Source organism: Aquitalea sp. ASV11, from assembly GCF_016429185.1.
In the GTDB taxonomy this organism is placed as follows: Bacteria; Pseudomonadota; Gammaproteobacteria; order Burkholderiales; family Chromobacteriaceae; genus Aquitalea; species Aquitalea pelogenes.
This window is the reverse complement of record NZ_JAELUD010000100.1, coordinates 1-11218: the sequence shown is the minus strand read 5'-3', so window position 1 is coordinate 11218 and position 11218 is coordinate 1. Positions and strand designations below refer to the sequence as shown.

Genomic DNA, 11218 nt, shown 5'->3' with positions numbered 1-11218 from the left:
GGTGCTGGACCGCCTGCTGGGTGAGCCACGGCGCTGGCATCCACTGGTGGGCTATGGCTATCTGGTACGCAAGGTGGAGCATGCACTTTACCCGGCCAGCGTCCAAACGGAGCCGGTATGGCGCATGCGTTTGCGCGGCGTGCTGGGCATCAGCCTGTTGTTGCTGCCACTGACCGGCCTGGCCTGCGGGCTGTCACGTTTACCGTGGATCGGGCAGCTGGCTTCGGTATTGCTGCTGTATTTGGCCATTGGCGCACAAAGCCTGCGCGAACATGCCCAGGCGGTGCTGGATGCACTGCGCGCGGGCGACCTGCCGCTGGCCCGCTACAAGGTGTCGATGATCGTCAGCCGCAACACCAGCGAACTGGACGAAACCGCGGTAGCGCGCGCCACCATCGAATCGGTGCTGGAAAACGGCAGTGATGCCATTTTTGCCGCCGTATTCTGGTTTTTGCTGCTGGGCGCACCGGGCGTGGTGCTGTACCGCGCCGCCAATACCCTGGACGCCATGTGGGGCTACCGCAACGAACGCTTTTTGCACTTTGGCTGGGCCGCCGCCCGCTTTGACGATGTGCTCAACCTGATTCCCGCCCGCCTCACCGCGCTGACTTACATCCTGCTGGGCCATACCCGTCAGGGCTGGCAATGCTGGCGCGCCCAGGCCCCCACCTGGTACAGCCCCAATGCCGGGCCGGTGATGGCCGCCGGTGCCGGTGCGCTGGGCGTGCTGCTGGGCGGCGCGGCCAGCTATCACGGCAAGCTGAAACAACGCCCGACGCTGGGCCTGCAACGCCCGCCGGTGGCCCAAGACATCGCCCGCGCCATCGCGCTGGTACAGCGTAGCCTGTGGCTGTGGGTGGCACTGGCCTTGCTGGCTGGCTTGCTCAACTGGAGTTTTTCTCATGCTTGAACACGGTGGCGGCATCCTGCGTGCCGCAGCGCAATACGGCATTGCCGTACCAGACTGGCTGGACCTGTCCACCGGCCTGAACCCGCAGGGCTGGCCGGTGCCGGCCATCAGCCCGCGCAGCTGGCAGCGCCTGCCGGAACAGGACGACGGGCTGGAGCAAGCAGCGGCGGATTACTACGGCAGCCCGCTGCTACTGCCGGTGGCCGGTTCCCAGCCTGCCATCCAGTTGCTGCCGACGCTGCGCTCGCCCTGCCGGGTGGGCATGCTGCCCTTGTGTTATGCCGAACACCCCTGGCACTGGGAGCAGCACGGCCACACGCTCAGCCGTCATGCGCCCGAGGACATTGACATGGCGCTGGATGAACTGGACGTGCTGCTGCTGTGCCACCCCAACAATCCCACCGGCACCACTTTTTCCCGCACCCGGCTGCAAGACTGGCGCGCCCGGCTGGCCAGTCGCGGCGGCTGGCTGGTCGTTGACGAAGCCTTCATGGACGCCACACCGGAACACAGCCTGCTGGGTGATGTCGGCCTGCCGGGGCTGATTATCCTGCGCTCGGTAGGCAAGTTCTTTGGCCTGGCTGGCGCGCGGGTGGGCTTTGTGTTTGCCTGGCCGGCATTGCTGCAACAGCTGGCCGAAGCCATCGGCCCGTGGAGCATCAACGGCCCGGCGCGTGAAGTGGTGAAACTGGCCTTGCAGGACCACGTCTGGCAGCAAGCCATGCGCGGGCAACTGGCCGCCGACAGCCAGCGTTTGCAGCAGCTACTGCAAGACCACGGCCTGACTCCGGCAGGCGGCAGCCGCCTGTTCCAGTGGCTGCACGGGGCGTACTGCCCGGCCTTGTTCGACTTTCTGGCGAGCAAAGGCATTCTGGTGCGCCGCTTTGCCGATGGCCCCAGCCTGCGCCTTGGCCTGCCACCCGACGAAGCGGGCTGGCAGCGGCTGGAAACCGCACTGGCGCAATGGCAAAAGCCTTGAAAATCAGTCGGCAGAATTCCCATTTACCCGCTTGTCACGTATCATGCCCGCTTCCATGACGGTGCCCCATCGGGGTGAAACGGGAATGCGGTGAGACACCGCAGCTGCCCCCGCAACTGTAAGCGACGAGTCCGCATCACATGCCACCGGCCCATCCGGGAAGGCGATGCCGGGTAAAGAAGCGCGAGCCAGGAGACCGGCCGTCATACGTGTCGACGCAGGCTGAATCCGGGCGGGGTGTACCGGGGGATTGCACGATGCCGCCCACTGCAGGCGGACAGTGCCCTCGCTTGCGGCGACGTATCGTCTCCGAGGGCATCATCATGCAAGCAGACCTGCGTTCGTCTTTATCCTCCAGCAGCACCCGCCGCTCCCGTCATTTACTGGTATTGCTGCCGCTATTGGCAGCCAACCTGCTGGTATGGGCCTGGGCACTCACCGCCTTTGCCGACCACCCGGCCCAGCTGGGCACCGCCTTGCTGGCTTACCTGCTGGGTTTGCGCCATGCCGTGGATGCCGACCATATCGCCGCCATCGACAACACCGTGCGCAAGCTGATGCAGGAAAACCAGCAACCGCTGTGCGTGGGCTTTTTCTTTTCCATCGGTCATTCCCTGCTGGTGATTGCCGCCGTGGCTGCGGTGGTGTTTGCCACCCGTGCGCTACAAGAGCAAATCAATGGTTTTCGTGAAGTCGGCGGCATCATTGGCACCAGCGTGTCCGCCTTTTTCCTGCTGGCGCTGGCTGCGATGAACCTGTCCGCGCTGCGCGGCATCTGGCACAGCTTCCGCCGCGCCCGCGCGGGTGAAGCCGTGTGTGACGAGCAGCTCAACATCCTGCTGGGCAACCGTGGCCTGCTGTCGCGCCTGCTGCGGCCCTTGTTCCGCATGGTGAGCAAAAGCTGGCACATGCTGCCCATCGGCCTGCTGTTTGGCCTGGGTTTTGATACCGCCACCGAAATCGGCCTGTTTGCCATTGCCTCCTCGCAAAGCGCGGACGGCATTCCCTTGTGGAACATCATGGTGTTTCCGGTGCTGTTTGCCGCCGGCATGGCGCTGGTGGACACGCTGGACAGCATGCTGATGGTGGAAGTGTACGGCTGGGCCTTCATCAACCCCATCCGCAAGCTGTGGTACAACCTCACCATTACCCTGGTATCGGTGCTGGTGGCGGTGTGCATAGGCGGGCTGGAAACCCTGGGCCTGCTGGCCGACAAGCTGCAACTGAGCGGCGGTGCCTGGGATGTGGTGGCCATGCTCAACGACAATCTGGCCCACTTCGGCTATTTCGTGGTGGCCTTGTTTGCTCTCACCTGGGCGCTGTCCGCCGCCATCTACAAGTGGAAACGTTTTGACACCCTGCCCGGCCAACAGGCCGGGTGATTGCCGCGAGAACCGCATGCGACTGCATTACAAACACGTGCTGATGTGTACCGGCCCGCGCTGTACCGAAAACGGCCAGCAGGCCGAGGCCATGTTCAAGCAACTGGGCCAGGCCATTGACGCCTGCGAGGGCCTGAAGGTGAAACGCACCCGCAGCCATTGTTTTGCCGTGTGCAAGGAAGGCCCCATCATGGTGGTTTACCCGGAGGGCGTGTGGTATCGCAAGGTGGATGCCAGTGCAGTACAGCGCATTGTCAGCGAGCACCTGCAAGGCGGCACACCAGTGGAACCCCTGATTTTCCATCGCCTGGGCACGGGCGATGTCAGCACGGAAAGCGCGCAATGACGCATGACAACAATGGCGGCATCGTGCTGCTCAGCCATGCCGGTACCGACCTCACCGCGCTGGGCCGTGTGCACTGGCCGCAGGATTTCAGCCCGGTGTCGGGCATTGCCCTGCAACACATCGCGGATGAAAACCAGATGCAGCAGCTACTGGACGGGCCGCTGTCCAGCGCCCGCATCCTGCTGCTGCGCGTGCTGGGCCGGGTACAGGCCATCCCCGGTTTCGATCTGCTGCGCCAGCAAGCCATCGCCCGCCGTCAGGCACTGATCGTATTAAGCGGCACCGGCGAACCAGACCCGGAACTGGCCGCACTCAGCACCGCCCCCCCGGCCATCCAGCAAGATGCCAATGCCTACCTGCAAGCCGGTGGCAGCAGCAATATGGCGCAGCTGATGCGCTATCTGTCCGACCGCCTGCTGCTGACCGGCCACGGCTATCTGCCGCCGTCTGCACTGCCGGAACACGGCCTGTATCACCCGGAGCTGTCCGATGGTTGTAGTCTGGATGACTGGTCTGGCATACGCCAACCGGGCTGGCCCACGGTGGCCATCAGCTTCTACCGCGCCCACTGGCTGAGCGGCAACACCCGCTTCATCGACATGCTGGTGGACATGCTGGCCGAGCGGCAGATCAACGCGCTGCCGCTGTTTACCTCCTCGCTGCGCAGCCAGGACGACAGCGGCCTGCCGGCAGCGCTGCAATTGCTGCGCGACCCACGTGCCGGCCAGCCCTGCGTGCTGATCAACACCACCTCCTTTGCCATGGGCGAAGTCAATGCCGAAGGCGCGACCCAGGCCAGCTGGGCAGTAGAGGCTTTCGAACAACTGGACATCCCGGTGCTGCAAGCCATCACCAGCAGCATGACCCAGGCGCAGTGGGAAGCATCCGAACGCGGGCTGAACCCGCTGGACACTGCCATGAATGTGGCGCTGCCGGAATTCGACGGCCGCATCATCGGCGTGCCGGTATCGTTCAAGCCGGAAGACCCGGCCAGCAGCGACTACCAGCCACTGCCGGACCGCATGCGACGTCTGGCCGGTATTGCCGCCCGGCTGGCGCGGCTCAAGCACACCCCGGCGGAGGAGAAGCGCATCGCCTTTATCTTTACCAACTCCAACAGCAAGGCCTCGCAAGTGGGCAATGCGGTGGGGCTGGACTCCGCCGCCTCGCTGTATGCGCTGTTGCAAGCGATGCAGGCCAATGGCTATAGCATCAATACCCTGCCGGAGAGCAGCGACGCACTGATGCACAGCCTGATCGACCGTGGCTGTTACGACACCGACTACCTCAGCGCCGATCAACTGCGCCAGGCCATCGCCCGCGTGCCGCTGGCGCGCTACCAGCAATGGTTTGCTGAACTGCCCACCCCGCTGCAACAACGCATGCTGGAACGCTGGGGCGCAGCACCGGGTACGGCTTATGTCGATGGCGACCAGCTGGTATTTGCCGGCATCGAGCTGGGCAATGCCTTTGTCGCGCTACAACCACCGCGTGGCTATGGCATGGACCCGGACGCCATATACCACACGCCGGACCTGCCGCCCACCCATCACTACTACGCGCTGTACTGCTGGCTGCGCGACGAATGGCAGGCCGATGCCATTGTCCACGTGGGCAAGCACGGCACGCTGGAATGGCTGCCGGGCAAGGGCGTGGGCGTATCGGAGCACTGCTTCCCCGACGCGCTGCTGGGCGACATGCCCATGTTCTACCCCTTCATCCTGAACGATCCGGGCGAAGGCTCGCAGGCCAAACGCCGCGCCCATTCAGTGATCATCGACCACCTGACCCCGCCGATGACCACCGCCGACACCTACGGCCCGCTGGCACAGCTTACCCAGCTGGTGGACGAGTACTACCAGGTGGAAATGCTGGACCCGAACAAGCTGCCACTGTTGCAGCAGCAAATCTGGGACCTGATCAAGGAAGCCAAGCTGGACAGCGACCTGGCCGCCATGCTGGGGCACGACCATCATCACCATGATGAACATGAACACGGTCATCACCATGCACATCACGACCATGACCACCATGGCCATGATCATGCCCACCCGCATGCACCCAAGGCAGCGCAAGCGGGCTATCGCCTGAGCCAGCCAGCCAAAGCCGGAAAAGCGACACCAGCCAAGGCAGCCGGCATGCAGTTCCGCCCGGCGGCCAAGGGTGCAACACACAGCCATGGTGCGCATGATCATCACCATCATCATGATCATGAGCACGGCCACCACCATCACGCTCACGATGAGCATGACCACGACCATGCCCACGAGTGGGACGCCACGCTGAATGCCGACGGCGTGCCGCTGACGCTGGCCAAGATGGAGGGCGTGGACGTGGCCCATCTGATTGAGGACATCGACGGCTATCTGTGTGAACTAGGTGCGGCGCAAATCCGCGACGGCCTGCACATTCTCGGCCAGGCCCCGCAAGGCGAGGCGCTGGTGGACATGCTGTGCGCCCTCACCCGCCTGGCCAATCTGGCTGTGCCCAGCCTACCCGCCAGCGTGGCGCAAGCCCTGGGTGTGGACTGGGAGGCATTGCAGGACGACAAGGGCCGCCGCCTGGAAAACGTACCCGCTGCGCTGGAAATGAGCAGCCCGCAGTTGCTGCACACCCGCAGCGATGCCATCGACCACATCAATCAGCTGGCCCGCCAGCTGGTGGCCCATATGCTGAGTGCGGAGGCGGCTTCGATTCCCGCCATCATCGCCACCGCGCTGCCGCAGGCCGGTGACAGCCAGGCCCTGCAACAGGTACTGGACTATATCCAGCGCGAACTGCTGCCCAATCTGGCACGCACCCACGAAGAAATCGACAACCTGCTGCGCGGTCTGGCCGGTGGTTATGTCCCGGCAGGCCCCAGCGGCGCGCCCACCCGTGGCATGGCGCACATCCTGCCTACCGGGCGCAACTTCTACTCGGTCGACCCGCGCGGCCTGCCCTCGCAAGCCGCCTGGCAAGTGGGCAGCCAGCTGGCCAATGAAATGCTGGCGCGCCATCGCAAGGAAACCGGCAGCTATCCGGAATCGGTCAGCATCAGCGTGTGGGGCACCAGCGCCATGCGTACCCACGGCGACGATATTGCCGAAATCCTCGCCCTGCTGGGCGTGCGCCCGCGCTGGCAGGCCGAAAGCCGCCGCGTGGCCGGCATCGAGGTGATTCCGCTGGCCGAGCTGGGCCGCCCGCGCATCGACGTCACGGTACGGATCAGCGGCTTTTTCCGCGATGCCTTCCCGCAGCTGATTGCGCTGGTGGACGACGCAGTGCAGGCCGTAGCCATGCTGGACGAAGACCCGGCCGACAATTATCTGCGCAAGCATTATCTGGACGACATGCGCCACCATCTGCTGCAAGCCCTGCCGGACCACGCCGCCGAACCGGCGCTGCTGCGCATCTTCGGCGCCAAGCCCGGCAGCTACGGTGCCGGTATTCTGCCCTTGATCAACGAGCAGAACTGGCAGACCGACGCCGACTTCGCCACCGCCTACCTCAACTGGGGCGGCTATGCCTATGGCCGCCACGTACAGGGGGCCGATGCACGCGACGCGCTGCGCCATCGCCTGTCCGGCGTGGAAGTGGCGCTGCACAATCAGGACAATCGCGAGCACGACATCTTCGACAGCGACGACTACCTGCAATACCACGGCGGCATGATTGCCACCATCCGCAGCCTCACCGGCCGCCAGCCGCGCGCCTTCTTTGGCGACAGCCATAACCCGGACCAGCCGCAAGTGCGCGGGCTGAAGGAAGAAGTGCTGCGCGTGTTCCGCTCGCGCGTGGCCAACCCCAAGTGGATTGCCAGCATCCAGCAACATGGCTACAAGGGCGGGCTGGAACTGACCGCCACCGTGGACTACCTGTTCGGCTACGATGCCACCGCCCATGTGGTGGACGACTGGGTCTACGAAGAACTGGCCGCGCGCTACGCGCTGGACCCGGCCATGCAGCAGTTTTTTGCCGACAGCAACCCGTGGGCGCTCAATGCCATCAGCGAACGCCTGCTGGAAGCCGCCCAGCGCCAGCTGTGGCAGCAGCCCAAGCCAGAGACGCTGGCCGCGCTGCAACAACTGCATCTGAATAGCGAAGCCATGCTCGAAGCGCGTGGCGAACATCCGCAAGGCCGCTCATGAAACAGATTTATCCGTTTGCCGCCATCGTCGGACAAGAACAACTGAAACAGGCACTGCTGCTTTGTGCGGTGGACCCCAGCATAGGCGGCGTGCTGATCCGTGGTGACAAGGGCAGTGCCAAGAGCACCGCCGCACGCGGGCTGGCGGCCATTTTGCCGCCCATCCGCCGTGTGCCGGGCTGTGCCTTCAACTGCGACCCGGCCTCCCCCTTGGCCGAATGCAGCTGCTGTCAGGGCGAACATGCGGTGGCGGAAGATGCCGCCGTGCCCTTCGTCAACCTGCCGCTGGGTGCCAGCGAAGACCGCGTACTGGGCAGCCTGGATTTTGAACAGGCGCTCAAGCAGGCCCGCCAGGCTTTCAAGCCCGGCCTGCTGGCCAATGCCCACCGTGGCCTGCTGTACATCGACGAAGTGAACCTGCTGGCCGATCATCTGGTGGACGTGCTGCTGGATGTGGCCGCCATGGGCGTCAACACCGTGCAGCGCGAAGGCCTGTCCATCAGCCACCCGGCGCGCATCACCTTGCTGGGCACCATGAACCAGGAAGAAGGCGAGCTGCGCCCGCAACTGCTGGACCGCTTTGGGCTGATGGTGGACGTAAGCGCCCCGCGCGATGCCGCCATCCGCAGCGAGGTAGTACGCCGCCGTCTGGCCTTCGAAGCCGACCCGCAGGCTTTTGCCGCCCGCTGGCAGGCCGAGGGTAGCGCGCTGCAGGAGCAGATTCGTCAGGCCCAGGCAATGCTGGCCAGCGTCACGGTAAGCGAGCACCTGTTCGACTTCATCAGCCAGCTGTGCTGCGAATTTGAAGTAGCCAGCCTGCGCGCCGACATCGTGCTGCACAAGGCCGCCCGCGCACTGGCCGCGCTGGATGGCCGGGCACAGGTCAGTGCCGAAGACATCCGCACTGCCGCCATGCTGGTGCTGCCGCACCGCCGCCGCCGCAAGCCTTTCGAGCAAAGCGGGCTGGATCAGGACAAGCTGGATGAGCTGACCCAGCAAGCGCAAAATCCGCCGCCGCCCGCCAGCGCAGCCGATGACAGCGCTGCCACAGAGCAACAGCAGGGCGAGCAGCAAGACACGTCCGCAGACGACGGCGAGGACGAGCCATCACAGCCGGACAACGGCGGCGAGCAGCTGTTTGCCGCCCGTGCGCCGCAGGACATCGGCACCATCCGCCTGGCCAGCCACAGCAGCGACAGCGAAGCCAGCGGCCGCCGCAGCACGGTGCTGAATGCCCGCCGTGGCCACAGCGTGCGCGCCGTGCCCAGCAGCCAACCGCAGGCGCTGGCACTGGACGCCACCCTGCGCCATGCCATCCAGCGCAATCCGGCGGAATTTGCCATCACCCGCGCCGACCTGCACGACAAGGTGCGTACAGCAAAACAAGGCAATCTGATTGTGCTGGTGGTGGACGCCTCCGGCTCCATGGCCGCCCAGCAGCGCATGGAACAGGTAAAGGGTACGGTGCTCAGCCTGCTGCAAGATGCCTACCAGCGCCGCGACCAGATTGCCGTCATCGCCTTCCGTGGCCGTCAGGCCGAGCTGGTGCTACCGCCCACCCGTCAGGTGGAACAGGCCGAACAGGCGCTGCACGCGCTACCCACCGGCGGCCGCACCCCGCTGCCGCATGCGCTGCAACTGGCGGCCAGCACGCTGGGCCGTCAGGGCGCACAGGGCTTGTCGCCGCTGCTGGTGGTGCTGAGCGACGGCCGTGCCAATGTGGCACTGGGCGAAGACCATGCCGACCCGTGGCAGCAAAGCCTGCAACTGGCGGGCGAGCTGGCCGACGCGGCCATTCCGGCGCTGGTGCTGGATACCGAACAAGCCTATGTCAAGCTGGGCCGTGCCCGCCAACTGGCCGAAGCGCTGCGGGCGGAATACCTGCCGTGCGAGCAGCTGTCCAGCGAACAACTCACCATCACGATTCAGGCGCGACTAGGCTGATGCCGTCGCGCCAGCAATAAGGACACATCATGATTATCTGCATCGGAGCAGGCCCCGGCGATATCGGCTACCTGCCACGCCGCTCGGCCGACCTCATTGCCAATGCCGACGTGGTAGCCGGTTTCAACGCCGTCATCGACGTGGTGCGCCCGCTGATTCCGGACAGCGCCCAGGTCATCCAGATGGGTTACCGCGACCAGGTGGCCCAGCTGGACGAAGTGGCCAAGCTGCACCACGCCGGCAAGAACTGCGTGGTGGTATTCATGGGCGACATCCACTTCAGCGGCTTCCAGTATCTGGAGCGGGTGGAACGCGCCTGTGGCCACCCGGTGGAAACCATGCCCGGCCTGTCCTCGGCCCAGGTATTGGCCTCGCGCGCCAAGGTGTGTTTTGACGAAACCACCTTCATCACCTTCCACCGCCGTGGCGACCTCACCCCGTTCAAGCGCCATCTGGTGCATGTGCTGCAAGACCAACGCAATGCCATCGTGATTCCCTGTCCCTGGGACGAGGCACGCTCCTTCATGCCCTGGCATATCGCCACCTACCTGCTGGAAAACGGCATTCCGGCCGACCAGCAGGTGGAAGTGTGGGAAAACCTCACCCGTGGCGAAGCCGAATGGCACGGCACGCTGGCCGAGTGCGCCGAACACCGCTGCTCGGACATGAGCATCATGCTGATCCGCACCAAGACGCCGATGACCAGCCAGATCGAGCCCAGCCATCTGCCCACGCCGGAGCAGGCGCAATGAGCACGCAGGACTACAGCATCGTGCTGGCCGGGCATGGCAGCCGCGACCCGGCTGGCATCGCAGAATTCATGGCGCTGATAGACATCATGCGCCAGCGTGCACCGCAGCGCCGCATCTACCACGGCTTTCTGGAGTTCGCCACGCCCACCATCGACCAGGCGGTTGCCCAAGCCATTGCCGATGGTGCCAAGACGGTGGTGATGACCCCCGGCGTACTGCTGGCCGCCACCCACGCCAAGAACGACATGCCCAGCGAACTGCTGGCGCTGCAACAGGAACACCCGGACACCAGCTTCCACTTTGGCGCGGCGATGGACCTGCACCCGCGACTGCTGGAGCTGTGCCGCCTGCGCATCATCGAGGCCGAAGCCCGCTCGCCGCGTACGGTGGCGCGCGCGGATACCTGTCTGGTGGTGGTGGGCCGTGGCACTACCGACCCGGACGCCAACTCGGAAATCGCCAAACTCACCCGCATGCTGGAAGAAGGCATGGGCTTTGGCGCATCCTTTGTCTGCTATTCCGGCACTGCGCGCCCGCTGGTGGCCGACGGTCTTAAAGCGGCCAGCCTGCTGGGTTTTGAGCGCATCGTGGTGCTGCCTTACTTCCTGTTCGATGGAGTGCTGGTCAAGCGCATTTACGGCGCGGTGGACGATCTGGCCGCGCGCTGCCCGGATATCGAAGTGCTGGCTGCGCCTTATCTGGGCGTGCACGAACATGTGGCCGAGGTGTTTCTGGAGCGGGCGCAGGAAGGCGTGGAAGGCCGCGCCAGCATGAAC

General features: G+C 64.9%; 8 protein-coding genes and 1 riboswitch. All 8 genes read left to right on the top strand.

The features are described from left to right. Window position 1 precedes the first annotated feature (1 nt). Window positions 2-910: an adenosylcobinamide-phosphate synthase CbiB gene (gene cbiB / locus JHD62_RS20020; RefSeq protein ID WP_370541101.1), complete on the top strand. Its 909-nt coding sequence runs from the start codon at window positions 2-4 to the stop codon at window positions 908-910. Further along, the gene (cobD, locus tag JHD62_RS20015) at window positions 903-1889 is read left to right on the top strand and encodes a threonine-phosphate decarboxylase CobD (protein ID WP_199104361.1); all 987 of its coding nucleotides are present in this window, start codon (window positions 903-905) and stop codon (window positions 1887-1889) included. The genes cbiB and cobD overlap by 8 nt, the downstream gene beginning before the upstream one ends. Window positions 1890-1931: 42 nt before the next feature. Further along, window positions 1932-2109, top strand: a riboswitch (cobalamin riboswitch). 37 nt (window positions 2110-2146) lie between these two features. After that, window positions 2147-3271 carry a HoxN/HupN/NixA family nickel/cobalt transporter gene (locus JHD62_RS20010; RefSeq protein ID WP_233161119.1) on the top strand — a complete coding sequence of 375 codons (1125 nt, stop codon included), beginning with the start codon at window positions 2147-2149 and terminating at the stop codon, window positions 3269-3271. Between the two features lie 16 nt (window positions 3272-3287). Continuing rightward, on the top strand, window positions 3288-3617 hold the full coding sequence (locus JHD62_RS20005; RefSeq protein WP_199104360.1) for a ferredoxin: 330 nt from the start codon (window positions 3288-3290) through the stop codon (window positions 3615-3617). After that, on the top strand, window positions 3614-7747 hold the full coding sequence (locus JHD62_RS20000) for a cobaltochelatase subunit CobN (RefSeq protein WP_199104359.1): 4134 nt from the start codon (window positions 3614-3616) through the stop codon (window positions 7745-7747). Before JHD62_RS20005 ends, JHD62_RS20000 begins: the two co-directional genes overlap by 4 nt. Next, complete coding sequence (locus tag JHD62_RS19995; protein ID WP_199104358.1) at window positions 7744-9690, top strand: putative cobaltochelatase; 1947 nt, start codon at window positions 7744-7746, stop codon at window positions 9688-9690. The genes JHD62_RS20000 and JHD62_RS19995 overlap by 4 nt, the downstream gene beginning before the upstream one ends. A 29-nt stretch (window positions 9691-9719) precedes the next feature. Further along, window positions 9720-10442: a cobalt-precorrin-7 (C(5))-methyltransferase gene (locus tag JHD62_RS19990; RefSeq protein ID WP_199104357.1), complete on the top strand. Its 723-nt coding sequence runs from the start codon at window positions 9720-9722 to the stop codon at window positions 10440-10442. Then, on the top strand, window positions 10439-11218 hold a 780-nt coding region (locus tag JHD62_RS19985), incomplete at its 3' end, for a sirohydrochlorin chelatase (protein ID WP_199104356.1). The genes JHD62_RS19990 and JHD62_RS19985, both read left to right, overlap by 4 nt.